Origin of the sequence: Actinacidiphila glaucinigra (genome assembly GCF_035918135.1) — a bacterium.
GTDB classification, from domain to species: domain Bacteria; phylum Actinomycetota; class Actinomycetes; order Streptomycetales; family Streptomycetaceae; genus Actinacidiphila; species Actinacidiphila glaucinigra.
In genome coordinates this window covers 8,855,106-8,876,232 of the sequence record NZ_CP109144.1, presented here as the reverse complement: position 1 = coordinate 8,876,232, position 21,127 = coordinate 8,855,106, and the positions used below count along the sequence as shown (strand labels likewise).

The 21,127-nt window shown below is 72.7% G+C and carries 18 protein-coding genes; 16 read left to right on the top strand and 2 right to left on the bottom strand.

Annotated elements, in window-relative coordinates:
* Nucleotides 1–8 precede the first annotated feature (8 nt).
* Entirely contained in the window at nucleotides 9–503 is a 495-nt protein-coding gene (locus OIE69_RS40300; protein WP_326580298.1) for a flavin reductase family protein, read from the top strand.
* Between the two features lie 95 nt (nucleotides 504–598).
* Complete coding sequence (locus OIE69_RS40295) at nucleotides 599–2,836, top strand: LuxR C-terminal-related transcriptional regulator (protein WP_326580296.1); 2,238 nt, start codon at nucleotides 599–601, stop codon at nucleotides 2,834–2,836.
* On the opposite strand, the gene OIE69_RS40290 is transcribed toward OIE69_RS40295, so the two are convergent.
* Nucleotides 2,809–4,323 carry a 4-hydroxyphenylacetate 3-hydroxylase family protein gene (locus tag OIE69_RS40290; RefSeq protein ID WP_326580294.1) on the bottom strand — a complete coding sequence of 505 codons (1,515 nt, stop codon included), beginning with the start codon at nucleotides 4,321–4,323 and terminating at the stop codon, nucleotides 2,809–2,811. The two genes, OIE69_RS40295 and OIE69_RS40290, sit on opposite strands and share 28 nt — an antisense overlap.
* A gap of 158 nt (nucleotides 4,324–4,481) precedes the next feature.
* Here OIE69_RS40290 and OIE69_RS40285 point away from each other — a divergent pair, with 158 nt between their 5' ends.
* The 14 genes from OIE69_RS40285 (at nucleotide 4,482) to OIE69_RS40220 (ending at nucleotide 19,952) form a co-directional block, all read left to right on the top strand.
* On the top strand, nucleotides 4,482–7,307 hold the full coding sequence (locus OIE69_RS40285; protein WP_326580292.1) for a helix-turn-helix transcriptional regulator: 2,826 nt from the start codon (nucleotides 4,482–4,484) through the stop codon (nucleotides 7,305–7,307).
* 588 nt (nucleotides 7,308–7,895) lie between these two features.
* Nucleotides 7,896–8,489 (top strand): malonic semialdehyde reductase, encoded by a 594-nt coding sequence (locus OIE69_RS40280; protein ID WP_326581550.1) that lies wholly within the window; start codon nucleotides 7,896–7,898, stop codon nucleotides 8,487–8,489.
* A 372-nt stretch (nucleotides 8,490–8,861) separates the two neighbouring features.
* Nucleotides 8,862–9,338 (top strand): cupin domain-containing protein, encoded by a 477-nt coding sequence (locus OIE69_RS40275; RefSeq protein WP_326580290.1) that lies wholly within the window; start codon nucleotides 8,862–8,864, stop codon nucleotides 9,336–9,338.
* A gap of 578 nt (nucleotides 9,339–9,916) precedes the next feature.
* Nucleotides 9,917–10,693, top strand: a complete 777-nt coding sequence (locus OIE69_RS40270; RefSeq protein WP_326581549.1) for an HpcH/HpaI aldolase family protein — start codon at nucleotides 9,917–9,919, stop codon at nucleotides 10,691–10,693.
* Nucleotides 10,690–11,421 (top strand): CoA transferase subunit A, encoded by a 732-nt coding sequence (locus OIE69_RS40265; protein ID WP_326580288.1) that lies wholly within the window; start codon nucleotides 10,690–10,692, stop codon nucleotides 11,419–11,421. The genes OIE69_RS40270 and OIE69_RS40265 overlap by 4 nt, the downstream gene beginning before the upstream one ends.
* Nucleotides 11,418–12,077 (top strand): 3-oxoacid CoA-transferase subunit B, encoded by a 660-nt coding sequence (locus tag OIE69_RS40260; RefSeq protein ID WP_326580285.1) that lies wholly within the window; start codon nucleotides 11,418–11,420, stop codon nucleotides 12,075–12,077. The genes OIE69_RS40265 and OIE69_RS40260 overlap by 4 nt, the downstream gene beginning before the upstream one ends.
* Entirely contained in the window at nucleotides 12,074–13,228 is a 1,155-nt protein-coding gene (locus OIE69_RS40255; protein WP_326580283.1) for a thiolase domain-containing protein, read from the top strand. Before OIE69_RS40260 ends, OIE69_RS40255 begins: the two co-directional genes overlap by 4 nt.
* Complete coding sequence (locus OIE69_RS40250; RefSeq protein ID WP_326580281.1) at nucleotides 13,225–13,617, top strand: Zn-ribbon domain-containing OB-fold protein; 393 nt, start codon at nucleotides 13,225–13,227, stop codon at nucleotides 13,615–13,617. Before OIE69_RS40255 ends, OIE69_RS40250 begins: the two co-directional genes overlap by 4 nt.
* Nucleotides 13,614–14,525 (top strand): cupin domain-containing protein, encoded by a 912-nt coding sequence (locus tag OIE69_RS40245; protein ID WP_326580279.1) that lies wholly within the window; start codon nucleotides 13,614–13,616, stop codon nucleotides 14,523–14,525. Before OIE69_RS40250 ends, OIE69_RS40245 begins: the two co-directional genes overlap by 4 nt.
* 46 nt (nucleotides 14,526–14,571) lie before the next feature.
* Nucleotides 14,572–15,924: an MFS transporter gene (locus OIE69_RS40240; RefSeq protein WP_326580277.1), complete on the top strand. Its 1,353-nt coding sequence runs from the start codon at nucleotides 14,572–14,574 to the stop codon at nucleotides 15,922–15,924.
* Between the two features lie 21 nt (nucleotides 15,925–15,945).
* Nucleotides 15,946–17,160, top strand: a complete 1,215-nt coding sequence (locus OIE69_RS40235) for an MFS transporter (RefSeq protein ID WP_326580275.1) — start codon at nucleotides 15,946–15,948, stop codon at nucleotides 17,158–17,160.
* A complete protein-coding gene (locus tag OIE69_RS40230) occupies nucleotides 17,123–18,124 on the top strand; it encodes a cyclase family protein (protein WP_326580273.1) in 1,002 nt (333 codons plus the stop codon). The genes OIE69_RS40235 and OIE69_RS40230 overlap by 38 nt, the downstream gene beginning before the upstream one ends.
* Nucleotides 18,125–18,165: 41 nt before the next feature.
* On the top strand, nucleotides 18,166–19,110 hold the full coding sequence (locus OIE69_RS40225; RefSeq protein ID WP_326580271.1) for a DUF6282 family protein: 945 nt from the start codon (nucleotides 18,166–18,168) through the stop codon (nucleotides 19,108–19,110).
* 59 nt (nucleotides 19,111–19,169) lie between these two features.
* Nucleotides 19,170–19,952, top strand: a complete 783-nt coding sequence (locus OIE69_RS40220; RefSeq protein ID WP_326580269.1) for an IclR family transcriptional regulator — start codon at nucleotides 19,170–19,172, stop codon at nucleotides 19,950–19,952.
* Between the two features lie 198 nt (nucleotides 19,953–20,150).
* Here OIE69_RS40220 and OIE69_RS40215 read toward each other — a convergent pair whose 3' ends face one another.
* Nucleotides 20,151–21,071, bottom strand: a complete 921-nt coding sequence (locus tag OIE69_RS40215) for a MurR/RpiR family transcriptional regulator (protein ID WP_326580267.1) — start codon at nucleotides 21,069–21,071, stop codon at nucleotides 20,151–20,153.
* Nucleotides 21,072–21,127: the final 56 nt, after the last annotated feature.

The window sequence follows — 21,127 nt, the reverse complement described above, 5'->3', positions numbered from 1 at the left end:
GGTCTCCCATGACTGAAACCCTCGACATGTCCGTCGCCTTCCGCGCCACGATGGGACGCCTGGCCACCGGGGTCAGCGTCATCACCACCAGGACCGCAAGCACCCCCGTGGGCATGACGGCCAGTGCGGTCTCCGCGCTGTCGCTGGACCCATTGCAGCTGATCGTGTGCATCGGCAACCACTTGTTCACCCGGACCGCGATCGCCGAGCACGGGCGCTTCGCCGTCAATGTCCTCGGCGAGGACTGCGAGCACCTGGCCCGCACCTTCTCCGCTCCGGTGCCGGACCGCTTCGCCGGCGTGGCCGTGGACGAGGACCACGGGGTGCCCGTGCTCAGGGACGCGATCGCCACGGTGGTCTGCGACGTCTCCCAGGCCCTGCCGGGCGGCGACCACACCATCTTCGTCGGCGACGTCCGGCACTTCGAGCACCGGGCCCAGGCCCGTCCGCTGCTCTATTTCGCGGGCGGATTCGGTGTCCTGAGCCCGCAGAGCGGTCTCTGACGACCGCGACCCCCACAAGTCCCCCCGGTGCCCGGTGCCGTGTCGTGCCCGCCGGGCACCGGGGGCCCCGACCGGCCGGCCCGATGGGAGGCTCCGTGCACACCATTGCCGCGTACAAGCTCCACCCGCCCGCGCGGCCACGGCAGTTCGTGCCGCGGCCGCGGCTGCTGCGCCGACTCGACGCGGCGGCCGAACCCGTGGTCGTCGTCTCGGCGCCCCCGGGCGCCGGGAAGAGCGTGCTGCTGGCCGACTGGGCCCGCGCCCTTCAGGCTCGGGACGGCCGGGTGGCGTGGCTCGAACTGGACGCGTACGACAACACCCCGGCACGGCTGTGGGCCGGGATCCTCGCGGCGCTGCGGCCGCTGCGGCCCGGGCTGCCCGCTCCCCCGCCGGCCGGGGCCTGGACGCTGGAGGTCTGGGTCGAGGACCTGCTGCCCCGCCTCCTGGGCGCGCTGGGCGAGGGCTCGCCGCTCACCCTGGTGCTGGACGGGGTGGACCGGCTCACCGACCGGGCGGCCCTGCGCTGCCTGGGGGACTTCCTGACCGCGCTGCCCGACGGCGTACGGGCCCTGCTGGCCACCCGTCACCTCCCGGGGGCGCCGGTCCCGGCGCTGCGTGCCCGGGGCCTCGCCGCCGACCTCGGGGCGGACGAGCTGCGCTTCACCCCCGCGGAGGCCACCGACCTGCTGGCGAGCCGGCCCGGCGGCCCGCCGGACGAGCGGACGCTGCGCGAGCTGTACCACCTGACCGAGGGATGGGCGGCGGGCCTGTGCGTCCTGGGACGCGCGCACACCACGTCCGGGGCCGGCGCCCGCAGCGGCGACGGGGCCCGCGCCGTCGCCGACTACCTCGGTACCGAGGTCCTGGACCGGCTGACCACCGAGCAGCGCGCCTTCCTGCTGCGGACCAGTGTCCTGGACGAACTCAGCCCCGGGTCCTGCCATGCCGTCACGGGCAGCGACCACGCCGGAGTGCTGCTGCGGGAACTCGCACGGACCGTCCAGCTGCTCCTGCCCTCCGCCGCCGCCTCTGGGACCTACCGGCACCACCGGGCGCTGCGCTCCGTGCTCGCCGGGCTTCTGGCCGCCGAACAGCCGGGCGGGGTCGCGGCACTGCACCACGCGGCCGCGTGCTGGTACCGCGAGCGGCAGCGCACGACGTCCGCCGTAGGGCACTTCGTCCAGGCCGGCGACTCCCCCGGCGCGGTCGTGGCCGTCCTCGACGCCTGGGAGGAGGCGCTGGCCGGAGGCCGGACCGCGGACGTCGCGCGGTGGCTCGGCATGCTGCCCCCTCGCGCGGTCCGCTCCGACGCCCGGCTGTGCGTCGTGGCGGCGATGACCGCGCTGTGCGAGGGGGACCCCGAGGCGGCGGAGCGCTGGCTCGACGTGGCGAAGGCCCAGCCGTCCTGGCAGGGCGCCGTGGGGGAAGGGGGGACCGTGGCGCAGGCGGCGGCAGTGGCCCGTGCCCTCGTCCGCTGTCTGCGGGGGGAAGGCCCGGTCCCGCTCGGCGAAGGAGACGTGCACGGTGCCTCTTCGCTGACCGGCTGGCGGGCGCTGGCCTGCGTCGCCCAGGGCACCGCACTGCTGTGGCAGGGGCGTACGGAGGAGGCGGACGTCCGTCTCGCCGAGGCGGTCCGCGACGCGCACGGCGCCCGGCACACGCTGGTACTGGTCCGCGCCCTGGGCTCGCGGGCCCTGTGCGCCTACCTGGCCGGGCGCCCGGCACGGGCGCGCACCCTCGTGGAACAGGCGCTGGACGCCGCCCGCGCCGAGGGACTGACCGGCCACTTCACCGCCGCGCCCGCCCAACTGTGCCGGGCGGGGCTGCTGCTGGACGACCTCGCCCGCACCGAGGCCGCCGAGGCCCTGGCCGGCGCCACGAGGGCGCTCACGGCAACCGTCCACGGCGGCGAGCCGCCTCTGCGGGCACTGGCCGGCGTCATCGCGTCGGGGCTGCCGCGCGGCCTTCGCGGCACCGTGCCCCTGCCCGCGCAGGAGGAAGGGGGTGCCGTTCCGCAGGTGCTCGGCGGTCTGCTCCAGCGCCTGAGCACGGCCCGGCCCGCCCCGGCCGCCCCCCTGCCGCTGCCTCCGCGGGCGCGGGACCTGTCCCCCGGGGAACGCCGGATCCTGCGCGCGTTGTGCGGCCCGCTGACGCTGCGGGAGATCGCCGCCGAGCTGCACGTGTCCCGCAACACGGTGAAGACACAGGTCAGTGCGGTCTTCCGGAAGCTCGGCACGCACAGCCGCAGCGGCGCGGTGGCCCGGGCCCGGGAGTGCGGCATGCTCCATCCCGGGCCCGGCACCGCCTACGAGGCGTCCTGGCGGCGGGCGTAGTCCGCCTGGGCCGTGTAGGCGGTGTCCTGCTCGCCGGCGGCGCTCTCGATGCCGCACACCTTCCGGGCGAGGTCGGCGATCGGCCCGCTCGGGGACAGTTCGGCGCGCTTCATGGTGAGCGTGCGGATCGCCAGCAGCGGCGTGCCGTTGAAGTTCTCGAAGGTGCTGATGCGGTCGCCCCAGTCCGACAGGAACAGGTCGCGGATGACCCGGCTGATCTTGAGCCGGTCGTGCGGCCTGCCGACCGGGCCGGTCTGCAGTGCCTCCAGCCAGGGCCGCAGCTCCGGGCGCTGCCACTGTCCCTCGGTCGGGAAGATCAGCGACGCCCGGCCGGCCAGGTCGATCACCTCGTTGACCATGCGGGCGATGTTCTCCAGGTAGTACGCCCGGCCGTAGTCGAACATCAGGACGTTCGGCTTGTACAGGCCGCCCGGGGTGGTGAAGCCCTCCTCCTCGCAGGCGATCACATGGGCCTTCAGGGTCTGGTGGAACCCGGCGAACTGCGAGATGCGCGCCTGCACCGGAGGCAGCTGGTACGTGCCGATGTGCTCGGTGATCAGCAGGGTGAGCCCCAGCATCAGCTCGGCACGCACCATCTGCCGCACCAGCGCCTGGTAGTGCAGCCAGTCGAAGACGCGCTGCGGGTACAGCGCGGCGTGCTGCGGGTTGCCGATGTGGAACACCCGGTCCCAGGGGATCAGCACGTCCTCGAAGAGGATGACGCTGTCCAGCTCGTCGCCCTGCGAGGCCAGCGGGTGCTCGACGTCCTCGCCGTCGCGGACGTTGCTCTCCCGGCAGATGATGGTGACGCCGGGCGCGTTGGGCGGGACGGCGCCGAAGATGACCTGCTCCGGCTGGATGCCCGGGCGGTAGAACACCCCGATGTGGATCCAGTCGCCGAAGGCCGCGCCCGTGCCGATCGCCTTCACTCCCCGCACGGTGATGCCCTCGTCCGAGGTGGCCACCACCTTGAGCGCGGGCGACTCCGCCTGCGCGGACTCCCGGGAACGGTCGGTCTGCGGGTCCACGAAGGCCGGCGTCGTGTTGAGGTCGCCGTCCCGCGCCAGCCGCCAGAAGTCGCGGATCCCCTCGGTGAGGTCCCGGCCACCGGTGCCCACGGCCTGGCTGCTCCACGGCTCCGGGTCGTCGACGTAGGTCAGCAGGACGTAGTTGTTGACGTCGGGGGTGCGCGGGGTCGCGCCGCCGCCCAGCTCGCGCAGCACGGTCTCGATGTAGCGCCGCTTGCGCTTCAGGTCGTCCTTGCCGCGGTGCTGGAACCACGTCATGGACCGGCGGACGCCGTCCTCGTCCACGAACGTCATGACGTCCTGGAGGTCCGGGCGGTGGTGGAGGTCGTAGAACTCGGCGATCCGCCGGGCGTACGCCCTGGTCTTCGGGTGCGTGGCGACGTTGTCGACGAGTTCGTCACCCACCCACAGCTTCCGGCCGTCGTCGAGCGCCGCCAGGTATTCCTTGCCTGTACGCACGTCGTGCTCCTTTCCGGGACACGCGATCTGGACGGGACGGATCCTGCGCCCCGACGGGGTGAGAGCGAGCCCCGCCACGGCACTTCACCCCGGGTGAAACCGCCGGTCACAGGCCCTCTGCCATTGAGGAGGCCGGTCACCTGCGGCACGATTGCGGCATGCACGATGCGGTCTCCCGGACGACGTACTCACCCCACCTGAGGGGCCGCGACGACGAGATCGGCGCCCTGCGCGCGGCCCTGGACTCGGTCCTGCGCGGGGAGGGCACGTGCGTCCTCCTGGAGGGCGCGTCCGGCACCGGCAAGAGCGGACTGCTGACCCGCCTGGACGAGCTGGCGGGCGCCGCCGGGTTCGACGTCCTGTGGGTGCGGGCCGACGAACTCGACCAGTACGCCCCGCTGGCCGCGCTGTACTCCGCGGTGCACGGATCCTCCGCCGCTGCCGGCGGGGCGCCCGACGCCACCGGCGACCGGCGTCTGTGGCTGCTGGACGGCATCACCGACGCCCTGGAGGAGCGCTCGCAGCGCGTCCCGGTGGCGGTGCTCGTCGACGACGCCCAATGGGCGGACCCCGCCACCTTGTTCGCCCTGCGGACACTGCCCGGACGGCTGGCGGCGTCCCGGGTCCTGTGGGTGATCGCCGTACGCTCCGACGCCGAACGGGCCGACGTCACCCGGATGAGCCGGGCGCTGCGCGATCGGGGGGCTCGCGGACTGGTCCTCGGGCCGCTCCCGGCCGCGGCACTGGGGCAGCTGGCGACGGACGTCCTCGGGGCGGCGCCCACCCCCGCGCTGTCCCGGCTGCTGGACGGCAGCGCGGGCAACCCCTTCCTCGCGATCGAACTCCTGCGCTCGCTGCGCGACGCCGACGCGGTCGGGTTCCACGGCGGCACCGCGACCCCCCTGACCCGGGAGATTCCCGCCGGATTCCGGCGCAGCGTCCAGGAGCGGCTGGACCGGCTCCCCGAGGACGCGCGGCATCTGCTGCAGATCGGCTCGGTACTGGGCCGCGCGTTCGACCTCGGCACCGTCGCCCGGATGCTCGGCAAGCCGGTCGGCGGGCTGCTGTCCGCCGTGGACGGTGTGATGCGCGCGCAGTTGCTGGTCAGCGCGGGCCGCCGGTTCGCCTTCCGGCACGACCTGATCCGGCAGGCCGTGCACGACGAGCTCCCACTGCCCGTGCGAGTGGCCCTGCACCGGGACGCGGCCGACGCCCTGCGGGACGGCGGCGGGGACCGGGCGGAGATCGCCTGGCACCTCGTCCTCGCCGGCGGGACCGTCGACGACGCGTCCCTGCACACCCTGACCGCCGCGGTCCGGGAGCTGTCGCGGACCGTCCCCGGGTCCGCCGCCGACCTCGCGCGCCAGGCCGCGGACCTGCTGCCCGCCCATGACGCGCGGCGCGTCGAGCTGCTGACGAACGCCGCCGAACTCCTCGGCTGGACCCGGCGGGTCACGGAGGCGCTCGAACTGGTCGACGCCACCATCTCCGACGGTCCGGCACCCGCCCAGGAGGCGGCACTGCGGCTGGTCGGCGGGGAGATCCACCAGGCGGCGGGCGACGACGCCGCGGCGATGACGCATCTGGAGCGGGCGCTGGAGCTGCCCGACCTGCCCGAGGACCTGCGCGTCCGGCTGCTCAAGGCCAAGGCGACCGCGCACATCCACCGCCGCGAGATCGCGGCCGCCGAGGAGACGGACACCGGGCTGGTCGAGGCGGCGTACCGCAGCGCCGATCCGGCCGTCGTCGTCAGCGCCATGGTCTTCCAGTCGCAGACCGCCTTCTACCGCGGCCACCTGTCCCGCGCCGTCGAACTCGCCGAGCACGCCGCCCTGCGTGCCGCCACGACCGCCGACGGCCTGCGGCTGCGGCCGCCCCGCATCCCTGCGCTGTGGCTCGCCATCGCCTTGGTGTCCACCGACCGGCTGGAGGACACCGCACGCGTCCTGCGTGAGGGCCGGCGGTCCGCCGAATCCCTCGGCCTCGGCTGGTCGCTGCCCCACTGGCACGCCTGCCAGGCCATCGCCCTGCTGGAAGGCGGCGCCCTGGACGACGCGGCCGTGGAGGCCGAAGCCTGCCTGACCGTCGCCGCCGAGCTGGAGACCGCCCGCGCGGTGCCCCTCGCCCGCGCGGTCCTGGCCCTGGTCGACACCGCCCGCGGCGACGTCGCCCAGGCCGGGGCCCATCTGCGAGCGGCGACGGCGGCCACCCCCGGCGGCACCCCCTACGGCCCGTGGACGGCGCTCGCCCACGCCCGCGTGCTGCAGGCCCAGGGCCGCGGCACCGCTGCGGCCGAGGCGCTCGGCGCCTTCCGCGCCGGGGACCGAACGGCCTGGCTGCTCTCCCTGCCCCCGGGCCACTGGCCCGCGCTGGCCCGTGCGGCGCTGCGCGGCGGGGACCGGGCGACGGCCGGGGCGGTGGCCGCGGTCGTACGCACCGTCGCCGAGGAGAACGGCGACCAGGGCGTCGTCCTCGCCGTACGGGACCACATCGACGGGCTCCTCCACGACGACCCCGCGGCGCTGCGGGAGGCCGTCGCCGGGCACGGTCTCGACGGCCGCCTTCCGGCGCTGGCCGCGGCCCACGAGGACCTGGGCACCCTTGTGGCCACGACGCATGGCCGTACCGACGAAGCGGTCGCGGCGCTGGAGGAGGCGGCACGCCTCACCGCCGCGAGCGGCGCCGTCCACGACCACGAGCGCGTCCGCCGCCTCCTGCGCGACCTCGGCGTGCGCGCCGCCGGCATGCCCCGCCGGGCGGCCGCCACCTCCGGCTGGGAGAGCCTGACCGAGTCCGAGCTGAAGGTGGTCCCGCTCGTCGCGGAAGGACTCACCAACCGGGCCATCGCCGACCGTCTCTACGTGTCCGTCCACACGGTCAACACCCATCTGAAGCACGTCTTCACCAAGCTCGGCATCAACACCCGTGTCGAACTGACCCGGTTGGTGGTGGAACAGGCGCGCACCGGTACCGACCGTCCTTGAGGAAGCGGGCCGCCGAGATCCCTTGAATGGGCGATGCCCGCCCATGCCACCCCTCCCGATGCTGGTGACGGGGCAGGCCACCGGCCCGGTGGCCGCCCCTTTCAGTTCCGGGAGTGAGGGACCATGACGACCGCACGCGGATACCGCGGCTCTCTCCAGGGCGTCGTGGCGGCCGGCGCGGCACCTCACGGCTACACCCTGGCCCTGTGGACGGCCACCGCGGTCACCGTGTCCGCACGGGACACACCGTCCGCCACGGAGGCGCTGGCGCTGCTCACCGGCGCCACGCTCACCTACGTGACGGTCGGGGCCGCCGCCCACGGCGGGCCGGGGCGGCCGCTGGCCCGCACGGCACCACCGGCCGGGCCCGTGTGGGCCGCACTGCACCTGCCCACGGTCGCCCTCGGCGCCGTGCTGAGCGGGCTGCTGGCGCATGCCCTCTCCGGCCTCCTGCTGTGGGGGCTGGTGGGGGCCACCGCCACCGGCGTGTACCTGCTCGGCGCGGCCGCCCAGTTCCGGTGGGCCGGGACCGACCGGCGCCCCTCACTCCCGTCACCCGTTCCGACCGCACCGACCCGAGGAACCGCCATGACGCTCGTGCTCGACCCCGCCGCACAGGACCTGCTCTTCCGTGAGGCGCGCACCGCCAACACCTTCACCGACACACCGGTCACCGACGAGCAGGTCCAGGAGATCTACGACCTGGTCAAGTACGGCCCGACCTCCATGAACCAGCAGCCGCTGCGGATGGTCCTGGTCCGTTCCGACGACGCCCGCGCACGCCTGGTGCAGCACATGACCGAGGGCAACAGGAAGAAGACCGAGACCGCGCCGCTGGTCGCCCTGCTCGCCGCCGACAACGAGTTCCACGAGCAACTGCCCACCGTCTTCCCGCACTTCCCGCAGGCGAAGGACGTCTTCTTCACCGAGCGCGCGGTCCGTGAGCGGTCGGCCGCCCTCAACGCCGCGCTGCAGGTGGGCTATTTCATCATCGGCGTCCGCGCCGCAGGCCTCGCCGCCGGCCCGATGACCGGCTTCGACGCCGACGCGATCGACAAGGAGTTCTTCCCCGAGGGCGACCACTCCGTCCTCGCCGTCGTCAACATCGGCAACCCGGGTGCGGACGCGTGGTTCGCCCGCAACCCGCGGCTGGCCTACGACGAGGTCGTCAGCACCGTCTGACGCAGGGCGGCGAACAGGCCGCGCTCAAGCCCCCGGGCCACACCCCGGGGGTTCGGCGGTAGGCGGCCCCGCACTCCCGGCCGGCAACGTGGGCGCGGCCCGGGTTCGCGATGCACCGCTATGGCGTACTCCGCACCGGGTTCTCGGTGAAGACGACGCGCGTATCGGAACGGGTCAGAGACGGCCGCGACGGGACGCATTCGCCTTTCCGGCCGGCATCCGCAGCCCGGGCGGTCGGGCCGATTCCGTTTTAGGATCCTCGATGGGTTCCGGTCGCGGCATGAATTCGCGGAACGGAATCCGTCCGTGACGTTCCGGAACGGATCGTGCACCGTACATCGGAGAAAGTGAACAGGACAGGAGATCGCCGCCATGACCCGAATGGCGTTCCGTCGAGGCCTGCTCGCTCTGGGTCTCACCATGGCGGCGGTCGCCGCGTGCGCTCCCGCGGCAAAGGACGTCGACGGCGAGGCGCCGGCCGCCGCGGTCTCCTCGGAGCCGTCAACGAGGCCGCCCGACAAGCTGTCCATCCAGTTCGAGCAGGCGCTTCCGAACGTCAAGGGCAAGACGTTCACCTCGGCTGTCGTCGACTATCCGCCCAACGGGAGTACGCCCCCGCATCACCACGGGCAGGCCTTCGTCTACGCCTACGTACTCAAGGGCGCCGTGCGCAGCCAGCTCGCCGGCGAGCCCGTTCACACCTACCGCCAGGGCGATTACTGGATCGAGCCGCCGGGCGCGCACCATGTTCTGTCGGAGAACGTCAGCCGAACGGAGCCCGCGCAATTGCTGGTCGTCTTCATCAGCAATACGGGCGACGCGATCAAGGTCAACGATCCCTCGCGTTAGGACGTCGGCGGGGTAGCCGGCCCCGGCGCCGCCGACCGCGAAACAGCCGAGGCATGACGCCGCGCCCGATTCCGCCGACCGTTGCCCGCGGAGCCGTCCGCCTGGTCGACAGCCCCCACGACGACCCGGTCCGTCAGCCGAACGCGGAGTCCTCGCCGATCTCCGACCGGCGCCCCGCACCCCCATAGCCTCACCGGCGACTACGCCGTCCAAGTGAACCCGCCGGCCGCGCGACCGCGGCCGGCGGGTTCTTGTCGTGTGCAGCCGACCACCGGGCTCGGCACGTCCGCCCGACCAGCCTCTCGACGGCCGGCCTCCGATCGTCCACGGCACGCACCCGGCCGTCCCCGGCATGACCGGATCGGACCCTTCCCGCGTGCCGTGATCCGCACCGGACCGGGCCCTCCCACCGGCCGCGAAGTGCGCGGACCGGCCGTCCCGTTGGGCCCGTTGCCGGTCCCGGATTTCCGATCCCGTTCCGTCTCTTGCCCGGTCGACCCATCGGTGCCATGCTGCGTATCGCGAACAGGGTGTTCGTAATATGAACTCCGTACTGCTGACCATCGGAGAGCGTGATCATGTTCCAGCAGTTGTTGAAGTCGTCCGGCCCTCCCGTGGTCGGCACGTTCGTCAAGATCCCCTCCCTGGAGATCGCCGAGATCATCGGTGCGGCAGGGTTCGACTTCGTGGTCATCGACACGGAGCACGCCCTGCTCTCGGTCCGCGACGTGTACTCCCTGGTGGTGCTCTACTCCCGCATGAACGTCGCGCCGCTGGTCCGGGTCACCGACCACGGGTACGGCGACGCCCAGCGCTACCTCGACGCGGGAGCGGCCGGGATCCTCGTGCCGCACGTCTCCGACGCCGCCCAGGCGGAGATGACGATGCGACAGCTCCTGTTCCCTCCGGCCGGCACCCGGGGGATGGGGCTGGCGGCGCGTGCCGGGTTGTGGGGAAGTATCGGCGGCGGGTCGGCCGAGTACGTTCGCGCGGGTCAGGAGGACGTCGCACGGATCGCGATGATCGAGGACCAGGGGGCGGTCGAGGACATCGAGGCGATCCTCACCGTCGCCGGTGTGGACGCGGTCTTCATCGGGCCCGGTGACCTCTCGCTCAGCCTGGGGGTGCCCGGCGGCTCGCCGGCCGTGCACGACGCCGTGACGAGGTCGATCAAGGCGGCGGTCCGCGCCGGTGTGCCGGTCGGCACGGTGGTCGCCGGCGAGGAGCAGATCCGCCTGCGGGCGGAGCAGGGCTGCCGGTTCATCCTGGTCGGCAACGACACCGGGATGATCTCCACGGCCGCGCGGCGCACACTCGCGCAGGCGCGGGAAGCCCTGCCGGCGGCCGTCCGATGATCGACAAGATCCGGCCCGGCGCCGTGGACTGCCTGACCGGGATCCGCAGCGGCTCGTCCGTCGCCATCGGCGGGTTCGGGCAGACCGGGGTGCCTCTCGACCTGATCGACGCGCTCTGCGACCGCGATGTGCGCGGGTTGCACATCATCGCCAACAACGGCGGCCGCGGCCTGCCCGGCGAGCGCGGGATCGGCAGGCTGCTCAGGGAGAACCGGGTCCGCAGGCTCTCCTGCTCCTTCCCGGTCAACCCCGACTTCTTCCGGCGGTACTTCGCCGGCGACGTCGAGATCGAACTCGTGCCGCAGGGCACCCTGGCGGAGCGGCTGCGCGCCGGCGGTTCGGGGCTCGGCGGGTTCTACACCCCGACCGCGGCCGGAACGATGCTCGCCGACGGCAGGTTCGTGGTCCGTTACGGGGAGGGCGGCGGCGCCCGGGAGACCCTGGCGGAGAAGGAGAGCCGGGTGATCGACGGCCGCACGTACGTGCTCGAGTCGCCGTTGCGGCCGGATTTCGCCCTGGTGAAGGCGCACTTGGCGGACCGCTACGGCAACCTCCGCTTCCGTCTGGGCGCCCGCAACTTCAACCCGCTGGCCGCGATGGCCGCCGGCTGCACGATCGTCCAGGCCGACCACATCGAACGCGACGGCTCCCTGCCGCCCGACGACATCCACCTGCCGGGCCCGTTCGTGGACCACGTCGTGCAAACCGCAGGGGAGACGGTCCGATGACGACTGCGCAGCAGGGCCTGACCAGGGCGGAACTCGCCCGGCGGGTGGCCGACGACCTGGTGGACGGCTGGTGCGTGAACGTGGGCATCGGTGTGCCGCTGCTCCTGCCGGAACAGGCCACCCCGGGAAGGGAGATCGTCTACCACTGCGAGCACGGCCTGCTGGGCGTCGGCCCGGCGCCTCAGGGCGCGCCGGACCCGGATGTCACCGACGCGGGCAAGAACCCCGTCACGCTGGTCGAGGGGGCGGCGTCGTTCGACTCGTCGCTGTCCTTCGCCATCGCCAGGGGCGGCCGGCTGGACCTGTGCGTGCTCGGCGCGCTGCAGGTCGGTGAGAACGGCGACCTCGCGAACTGGCTGGTCCCCGGCGGCAACCCCGGGGTGGGCGGTGCGATGGACCTGGTGGCCGGCGCCCGCCGCGTCTGGGTGATGATGACCCATCTCGACAAGCAGGGACGCCCCAAGCTGCGCGAGCGATGCAGCTTCCCGCTCACCGGGCCGGGCGTGGTCGACCGCGTCTACACCGACCTGGCCGTGTTCGAGTTCACCGACGGCGTCCTGACGCTTCGCGAGTGCGCCCCCGGCGTCACCCCGGAGCGGATCGCCGCACTGACCGAGGCGACCTACTCCGTCGATCTGCGAGGGGAGTCCGCATGACCAGGCAGGTGTCCGCGCGCATAGCCGGAGCCTTCGAGCACCCCCTGCGCAGGATCCCCGACCGCACCGTGCCACAGGTGCTCGCGGAGGTCGCCTACGGCGCGCTCGCCGACGCCGGGCTCGGCGTCGCAGACGTCGACGGCTTCTTCTGCTCGGAGGTCCCCGGGCTCGGCTCGATCGCCATGGCCGACCATCTCGGACTGACCGATCTGTCGTACGTGGACGTCACGGAAGGCGGCGGGGCGTCCTACCCCATGCACGTGGGGCACGCCGCGGCCGCCGTCGCGGCCGGCAAGTGCCGGGTGGCCCTGGTCGCGATGGCCGGGCTCCCGCTGAACGGCGGGGGGACCACCGGCGGCGCCCGCGGTCCCGAGCACCCCTACGAGGCGGGATACGGCGTCACCGTGCCCGCCGGATACGCCCTGGCGGCACGACGGCACATGCACGAGTACGGCACCACCTCCGAACAGCTCGCGGAGATCAAGGTGGCGGCCGCACACCACGCGCAGTACAACCCGAACGCGTTGCTGCGCAAGCCGGTAACGATCGAGGACGTCGTCAACTCCCCGCTGATCTCGGACCCGTTGCACCGGCTGGACTGCTGCGTCACGACCGACGGCGGCGGCGCGCTGGTCATCGTGTCCGAGGAGATCGCCCGCACACTCCCCCGCCGCACCGTCAAGATCCTGGGGCACGGCGAGACGGTGAAGCACAGCGCGAACGGCCGGATCGACCTGACCCGCACCGGCGCCGCGGTGTCCGGTCCGCGCGCCTTCGCCGAGGCCGGGCTGACACCGCGGGACGTCGACTACGTCTCGATCTACGACTCCTTCACCATCACCGTGCTGATGAGCCTGGAGGACCTCGGCTTCTGCGAGAAGGGCAAGGGCGGCGCCTTCGTCACCGGCGGCACCCTGCGCGCCGACGGCCGGCTGCCGTTCAACACCGACGGCGGCGGCCTGTGCAACAACCACCCCGATTCCCGCGGCGGCATGATCCGCACCATCGAGGCCGTCCGCCAGTTGCGCGGCGAGGCGGCGCCGGAGGTCCAGGTGCCGGACTGCCGGATCGGGCTGGTCCAGGGCCACGGCGGCAGCCTCGGCTTCCGCACCGCCGCGGCCACCCTGCTGCTCGGATCGGAGGAGGCATGAGCACGCACGACCCCGTCCTCGCCCGCCTGGAGGAAGCGCTGGCCGAGGGCCGGCTGGAACTCCCCCGATGCGCCGACTGCGGAACGCTCATCTGGTACCCGCGCGCCCGCTGCCCGCACTGCATGTCGGCCGCCCTCGCCTGGGAGGCGCTGTCCGGTACCGGCACCGTCCACTCCTACACCGTCAACCACCGCGGTCAGGGCGACTACGCCGGAAGAGAACCCTTTGTCATCGCCTATGTCGAACTGGCGGAAGGCCCCCGTGTCCTCTCCCACGTGGACGCCGATCCGGACTCGCTGCGCGTCGGCACGCCCGTGCGGCTCAGCCGGGGACTGGACCACGAGGGACACCTGCACCTGCGGTTCGAGCACGCCGAGGAGAACGCATGACCTACACCAAGGACGACCTGAGGTCCGCACTGTCCGCGAAGGCGCCCCCGCGGTCCGGAGAGGCGATCGCCGCACCGGAGTTCCACGACTTCTCGATCACCGCCCCCGGAACCGTCACCGAGGCGGGCAGCCGGCAGTGGATCGTGCGGGGCCAGAACTTCGTGCTGGTCCACACCCGGCCGGAGCCCGGCGACACGATCTTCTCGGCCGAGCTGGCATCCGAACAGGTCGTGCTGCTGATCGACGACACCAGCTCCATGCGCGGCACCGGATCCGGCGAGGAGCTCACGGTCACCGGCCCGGCGCTGGTCGTCGTCCCGCCCGGTGCCAGTGAGATCGTCAGCACGGGTTCCGGGACGATCGTCCAGCTGATCCAGTCCGACGAGGCCGCGTGGGCGAAGCGGGCGGCCAACGCCGACCGCTACGCCGAGCCGCACCCGCGGGTCGCACCGCTGGAGCCGTGGCCGGAGCCGGTCGGCGGCTACCGCTGGCGCACCTACCTGATGGCGGACGTGCCGGAGGATCCTCAGCGGTTCGGCCGGCTCTTCCGGACCCGCGCCTTCATGGTCGGCTTCTTCGAGCCGGGCGACGGCCCCCGTGATCCGCGCAGGCTCTCGCCGCACACGCACGACGACTTCGAGCAGTGCAGCCTGGTCGTCGCGGGCACCTACATCCACCACATCCAGACGCCGTGGGGCCCCGACGCCACGGCCTGGCGGCCGGAGGACCACGCCCGCGTCGGCAGCCCCTCGGTCGCCATCATCCCGCCGCCCACCGTCCACACCTCACAGGCCATCGGCTCCGGCGTGAACCACCTGATCGACATCTTCGCCGGGCCGCGCCACGACTTCTCCGCCCAGCCCGGCTGGGTGCTCAACGCCGACGAGTACCCCGCACCGGGCAACTGACCTCATCCCCGCACACCGTGCCTTCAACGCCGAAGGGACCCTCGCCATGTCCTCCACCACCGAAGTCGCCAGATCCGCCGACACCGACCTACGGGCCCGCAGACGGCGGGCGATCACCAGCGCCTGGGCCGGATTCGCCGTCGACTCCTACTCCATCTACGTGGCATCGACGGCCCTGCTGCCCGCGATGGTCTACTTCCAGTCCGACCTCTCCCCCAGCCAGCTCTCGGTCTTCGTCGGCATGACCTTCGCCGCGACCCTGATCGGCCGGCCGATCGGCGCCCTGCTGTTCGGTCACTTCGCGGACCGGATCGGCCGCCGCAAGGTCGGATCCGTCACCATCTACGGATTCGGCACGATCTCCCTGCTCATCGCGATGCTGCCGGGCGCCGAGGTCGTCGGCGCCACCCTGGCCACGACGCTGCTGATCGGGCTGCGGTTCGTCGAAGGCATCTTCCTCGGCGGGGAGTACACCGCCGCCACGCCGATGGCGCTGGAGTACGCACCCGAGGGACGCCGGGGATTCACCGGCGCGCTCATCCAGTGCTCGGCCAGCGGCGGCCCGTTCTTCGTGGCCGTGCTCACCTCGATCGTCCTGCTGTTCGCGCCGAACGCCGGGCTGCACTCGCCGTACGTCCAGTGGGGCTGGCGGATCCCGTTCGTCATCGGAGCCCTGATGTCCTGGGGAGTCGCCTGGTTCCTGCGCCGGCGGGTCGAGGACTCGGACGTCTACAAGGAGACGGCACGGTCCAAGTCGCCGTTGCGCGACATGCTCAAGGGCTCGTCCGGCCGGGCGTTCCTGCAGTCCTACCTCATCATGACCGGCGTGTTCTTCGCGGTGAACATGCTCGGCAGCGTCATGCCGCAACTGCTGCTGTCCAACAAGGGGTACACCGCGTCGGACCTGGCGCACACCCAGCTGATCAACGCGTGGCCGGGCATGGCGACCTACCTCTTCTACGGCTGGCTGAGCGACCGGATCGGCCGCAAGCGCGCGCTCTACATCGCCGCGTCGACCACGGTCCTGCTGACACCGGTCACGCTCACCCTGATGGGCGGCGGGCACGTGCACGGCTGGCTCGGACTGACCGCCCTGGCCTCGCTGACCAACGTGTTCATCGTCGGCTCGCTCGGCGTGCTCCCGGCCTACATCAACGAACGCTTCGCCACCGCGGTCCGGTCGTCGGGCTGGGGCGTCGCCTACAGCACCGCGGTCGTCATCCCCGCGTTCTTCTCCTACTACCAGCTGTGGCTGGCCCACCTCGTGCCCTTCCACTACACCGCGGGGATCCTCTCCGCGTTCGGCGGGCTGATCATCCTGGCGGCCGTCTCGGCCGGGCCGGAGACCCGCGGGGTCGACCTGAACACGGTGGGCGAACGAGCCGGCGCGAAGGCATGACACTCCCCACGAAGGCCAGGTATGCGCCCGGACCGGAAAGCCACGCCCGTCGCCGTAGCCGTGTTCGTCCTGCAGACCGCCGGCAGCGGTGTCGCGGTGTACGGCATCCCGGTCTACATCGCGGCGTTCCTGCGCTCGGGCACCGTGAGCGCGGCGGAGCTCTCCCTGGCGAGTACCGGCTTCTTCGTGGTGGGCGCGCTGACCGGGCCGTTGTTCGCCCGGCTCGGACAGCGCAGGCCGAACCTGGTGATGCTGGGCGCGGTACTGGGAGGGACGGCGGCCATCACGGCGATGGCCGTCCGTCCCACCGGGACCGTCGTCATCGTCGCGTTCGCGACGCTGGGCGCCATCTTCAGCGGCGGACTCGTCGTCGTCGGGACGATCGTGCTGGTACGGGTCTTCGACGGCAGACCCACGGCCGGGATGGCGCTGGCGACCTCCGGCTCCTCGGCCGGCGGCATCCTGGTCTCGCCTGTGCTGGCGCTGCTGCTGACCACCCAGGCGGCGATCGCCCGCTCCTTCCTGGTCGTCGCGGCGGGTTTCCTGGTGATCAGCTGCGGCGCGCTGGCGCTCGGCTCGTGGGCGACGGCACGATCCGCTCCGGCACGCACGCCCACCGCCGCGGCGGGAACGGCGCGGCTGCTCCCGCACTGGCCGTTGGTCGTGGCGTTCGGCCTGGTCAGCGCCTCTCAACTGGGCGCGACCTCCTACATCGTGGCGACCGGGCTGTCCCGGGACTTCACCGGCGCGCGCCTGGCGGTCTCGGCCGCCACCGGTGCGGCGGTCGCCTCACGGTGGATCGGCAGCGCCGGTATCCGGCGTCTCGGCCTGCACCGCTGGACGGTGGCCAGCTTCTGCGCGCAGGCCGTGGGAGTGGCCCTGGTCGGGGTGGCGCCGTCCGGGTGGGTCCTGTTCCTCGGGGCCGTGCTGATCGGGCAGAGCCTGGGCATCACCATCCTGATCCGCTCGCAGGTGATCGTGGAACTGTTCGGGATCGACGACTTCGCCCGGAAGTTCGCCCAGTTCCAGACGTGGACGAGCCTGGGCTCCGCGACCGGCCCGCTGCTCCTCGGTCAGGTCTACTCGGCGACCGGGGACTACGTCCCGGCGTACCTCCTGCTGTTCCTGCTCAACGCCGTCGCCGTGCCGTTCCTGCTGCCGTGGATGCGCACGTCCCGCCCCCGATCCTGGAGGACCGATGAAGAACCCCGGCGCTCCGACCGTTCCCCGGTATGAGGAGCTGCTGCGCCGTACCGACGCCCCTCCGGGATCGTCGTGGCACCTGTTCGGCCCGGGCGACCAGCTCGGCACGCTGAACTTCCTGACCCCGCAGACCGCCCTCGACGGCGCGGCCCTGGTCCGGCGCGGCCGGGCGTTCAACCTGGACTACCCGATCAACACGTTCGTGCCCAGCCTGGCCGGCACGCGGCCGCCGACCGCGCACCACATCTTCGCGAACAACCCGCATCACCGCGACGACTGGCTGGACTCGTTCTACCTGCAGTCCACATCCCAAGTGGACGGACTGCGGCACATCCGCCATCCCCGGTACGGCTTCTACGGCGGCGTCGCGGAGGCCGACATCGACGAGGGCACGCCTTCGCTCGGCATCCAGCTGCTCGCCGAGAAGGGCATCGTGGGCCGGGGCATCCTCCTCGACGCCGTCCGCTGGTTCGACAGCATCGGTGAACCGCTGGCACCGAACGCGCCCCGGGGCATCACGCCGGCCGATCTGAACGCCATGGCCCGGCACTTCGGGGTCGAGGTCCGCTCGGGCGACATCCTGCTGCTGCACACCGGATGGGCCCGGCACTGGCTCGAGTCCACGCCGGAACAGCGCGCGGCCCGCACCGGCAGCCCGGGACTGCACCAGTCGGAGGAGATGCTCGCGTGGCTGTGGGACCACGGGATCTCCCTCGCCGCGTCGGACAACGGCGGCCTGGAGTCGTTCCCGGTCGATCCGGGCTCCGGATGGGTGGACCCGGACGAACCGCCGCCCCCGCGCGGCCCCTCCCACAACGGCATGATGCACCGCCCGCTCATCGCGCTGCTCGGCCTGATCATCGGCGAGCTGTGGAAGCTCGACGAACTGGCCGAGGACTGCGCCGCGGACGGCACCTACGAGTTCCTGCTGACGGCCAAGCCGCTCAACCTGGAGGGAGGCGTCGGATCGCCTCCCAACGCGCTGGCCGTCAAGTAGCCATCACCCGGCACGAAACGACACGAGACGAGGACGAACGCATGACGCAGACGGTGAACGAGCTGTGGGACCCGACGCTGGACGCCGACCGGCTGCGGGCCGACCCGGAGGCCGACGAGTTGCTCACCGGCGCCGTGGACCTCCACACCCATCCCGGCCCCAGCCCGTTCCCGCGCCGGATGTCCATCATGGACGCCGCCGCCGACGCCGCGTCCCTCGGATTCCGCGCCCTGGTGGCGAAATCGCACCACCACAGCATGCAGACCGACATCCTGGCGCTGGAACAGGCCGGCCTGCAGGACATCCCGGTCAAGGTCTACGGGGGCGTCGCCCTCAACCACACCGTCGGCGGGCTCAACCCGTACGCGGTCGAACTGGCCCTGCGCATGGGCGGCAAGGTCGTGTGGTTCCCGACCATCGCGTCGCGGGCGCACCTGGAGTTCCACGCGCACAACCACAGCGGTTTCCCGATCGCGGGCGTGCCCTTGCGCGAGAACGAGCCGATCAGCGTGCTCGACGCAACCGGCAGGCTCAACGCCGCCACCCGTGACATCCTCGACGTGATCGCCGCCGAGTCCGGGATCCTCAACTGCGGGCACCTGCCGGCCGCCGAGATCGACGTGCTGATCCCCGGGGCGCTCGAGGCGGGCGTGACGCGGATCGTGATCAGCCATCCCGACTTCGTCCTCGGCGCTTCGCCCTCGCTCATCGGCGACTGGTGCCGCAAGGGCGCTTTCGTGGAGCACTGCCTGGCGATGCTGGTCGGCCGGGAGCCGAAGGACAGGCCGTTCGACCGGATCGCCGACTTCTACCGGGCGGCCGGTCCCGGCCGGACCATCCTCTCCTCCGACCTCGGCCAGAAGGGCAACCCGCTGCCGGTCACCGCGTACCGCAGGATGGTCCGCGTGCTGCTGGACGAGGGCGTGGCACCCGCCGACATCAAGTCGATGACGGGAGGGAACGCCGCGGGGCTCCTGTCCATTTGAACCGCACGCCGGTCGCTCGGTAGAGTCCGCTCGGCGTGATAACGACGTGAGGAGTGGGCTTGAGCAGCGGGGGCGGCACCGGCGACATCCAGGCGGTGCACCGCGTCGCGGAGATCCTGCGTCTGTTCACGCTCAACAAACCGAAGGTCACCGTGGCCGAGGCCGCCGCCCAGATCGGCCTCAACCGGACCACCCTGCACCGCTACTTCACCTCCATGGTGCTCGACGAGATCCTCGAACGCGTGCCGGACGACGCGACGGCGTACATGCCCGGGCGGCTGCTGCTGCAGCTCGGCGCCGTCGCCCAGGGCCAGCGGCGGGTACTGGACATCGCTCCCCGTCACATGGACGCGCTGTCGGTCGAGACCGGCCGGTCGGTGGTGCTGTCGTTGTGGGGTGCGTCCGGTCCTGTGGTCTCGCTCGTCTCGGAGGCCGGCACCCACCCGATCCTGATCACCGTCCGGATCGGTTCGACCCTGGGACCCGACTCGGCGCAGACCCGGCTCTTCGTCGCGCTGTCCAAGGACGAGGAGCGGGCGAAGAGGTACCTGGCCCGGATTCCGGACGAGGCGCGGACCAAGCTCGAGGGCACGCTGGAGCCGTGCCGGTCGCGCGGTCTCAGCCGGATCCGGGTGCCCTCCATCGACGGGGTGGTGCTGGCCGCGGCCGTCTTCGACGAACACGACGTCGCGGCAACGGTGGCCCTGGTGGGCACCACGTCGTCGCTGCCGGAGCGGGCGCCGGAGATGGAGTCGGCGCTGCTGCGCGCGGCCGCCGCGATCACCGAGGAGCTGGGCGGCACCGGGACCCGCGATGCGGTCCTCACCGACGCCGCTGTCTGAGCGGACCTCGGTCAGTGCCCGCGGGTCCCCATCAGCTCCGGGGCGCCGCGTGCCGCTCGCCCCAGCGCCCCGGTGCCGCCCGCCGCAGCCGCTCGTCCGGCCAGGCGCGAGTCACGCCCGGGGCGTGTGGCCGGGGCCGCGAACCCCGATCGGGCCGGTGGCCGAGCGACGCTGCGCGCGCCGGGGCGCCGATCCCGTTCACCTCGGCCGCCTGCCTCCGGCCGGGCGGGGGCCGAGACGCTGCCCGCTGACGGCTTCGTACGTCGCCGCCAGGGCCTTCCCCGACTGCTCCGGATGCCGCTGGGCGATACCGATGAACAGGCAGTCGATGACCGTCAGCTGCGCGATGCGGCTGGCCATCGCGCCCGACCGGAACGTGGTCTCGCGCGCCGCGGTGGTCAGCACGAGATCGGAGACCTCGGTGATGGGCGAGCGGGGAAAGTTGGTCAGGGACACCGTGGTGGCTCCGTGCCTCCGGGCCACCCGCAGTGCCTCGACGGTGTCGGCGGTGGCGCCGGTGTGGGAGAGCCCGAAGGCCACGTCCCCGGTCCGCAGCACGGCCGCCGACGTCAGCATGATCTGCGTGTCGCTCCAGGCGAAGCCGACCCTTCCGATCCGGTGCAGCTTCTGCTGGAAGTCGGCGGCCACGAAGGCGCTCGCGCCCACTCCGTACACGTCGACGCGTCCCGCACCCGCCATCGCGTCGACCACGTCGGCGAGAACCGCCACGTCCAGCTGCGCGCCGGTCTCCTCCACCGCCCGTGCGTCGGCGAAGGCGACCTTGCCGACGACGCCGGCCAGGTCGTCGGTGGAGGTGATGTCGTCGCCCAGGTGGCTCTCGGCGCGCGTCCCGGCGCGGGCGGCCTCGGCGGCCATCGCGATCCGCAGTGCGGGATACCCGTCCAGTCCGATCGACCTGCAGAACCGGATCACCGTGGTCTCGCTGGTGCCCGCCGCCGCGGCCACCTCGGAGATGCTCCGGCGGGCCGTCCGGGCGGGGCTGTCCAGCACCGCCCGGGCGACCCGCTGCTCCGCCCGGGCGAGGCCGGGCAGGAGCGAGCGGATGCGCACCAGGAGGGCACTGTCCCGCAGGTCGTCAGCCGTGTTCTCGGTCACCACGCGGGAAACCTACTGAGGGCCTTGCCGCAGGTCAACGTGGAGCCGACGCCCCGGCG

Bases quoted from the DNA above. Each gene is read 5' to 3' on its own strand.
- OIE69_RS40300 (WP_326580298.1), top strand. From the start codon at position 9: ATGACTGAAACCCTCGACATGTCCGTCGCCTTCCGCGCCACGATGGGA.
- OIE69_RS40285 (WP_326580292.1), top strand. From the start codon at position 4,482: ATGCACGATGCGGTCTCCCGGACGACGTACTCACCCCACCTGAGGGGC.
- OIE69_RS40280 (WP_326581550.1), top strand. From the start codon at position 7,896: ATGACGCTCGTGCTCGACCCCGCCGCACAGGACCTGCTCTTCCGTGAG.
- OIE69_RS40275 (WP_326580290.1), top strand. From the start codon at position 8,862: ATGACCCGAATGGCGTTCCGTCGAGGCCTGCTCGCTCTGGGTCTCACC.
- OIE69_RS40270 (WP_326581549.1), top strand. From the start codon at position 9,917: ATGTTCCAGCAGTTGTTGAAGTCGTCCGGCCCTCCCGTGGTCGGCACG.
- OIE69_RS40265 (WP_326580288.1), top strand. From the start codon at position 10,690: ATGATCGACAAGATCCGGCCCGGCGCCGTGGACTGCCTGACCGGGATC.
- OIE69_RS40260 (WP_326580285.1), top strand. From the start codon at position 11,418: ATGACGACTGCGCAGCAGGGCCTGACCAGGGCGGAACTCGCCCGGCGG.
- OIE69_RS40255 (WP_326580283.1), top strand. From the start codon at position 12,074: ATGACCAGGCAGGTGTCCGCGCGCATAGCCGGAGCCTTCGAGCACCCC.
- OIE69_RS40250 (WP_326580281.1), top strand. From the start codon at position 13,225: ATGAGCACGCACGACCCCGTCCTCGCCCGCCTGGAGGAAGCGCTGGCC.
- OIE69_RS40245 (WP_326580279.1), top strand. From the start codon at position 13,614: ATGACCTACACCAAGGACGACCTGAGGTCCGCACTGTCCGCGAAGGCG.
- OIE69_RS40240 (WP_326580277.1), top strand. From the start codon at position 14,572: ATGTCCTCCACCACCGAAGTCGCCAGATCCGCCGACACCGACCTACGG.
- OIE69_RS40235 (WP_326580275.1), top strand. From the start codon at position 15,946: ATGCGCCCGGACCGGAAAGCCACGCCCGTCGCCGTAGCCGTGTTCGTC.
- OIE69_RS40230 (WP_326580273.1), top strand. From the start codon at position 17,123: ATGAAGAACCCCGGCGCTCCGACCGTTCCCCGGTATGAGGAGCTGCTG.
- OIE69_RS40225 (WP_326580271.1), top strand. From the start codon at position 18,166: ATGACGCAGACGGTGAACGAGCTGTGGGACCCGACGCTGGACGCCGAC.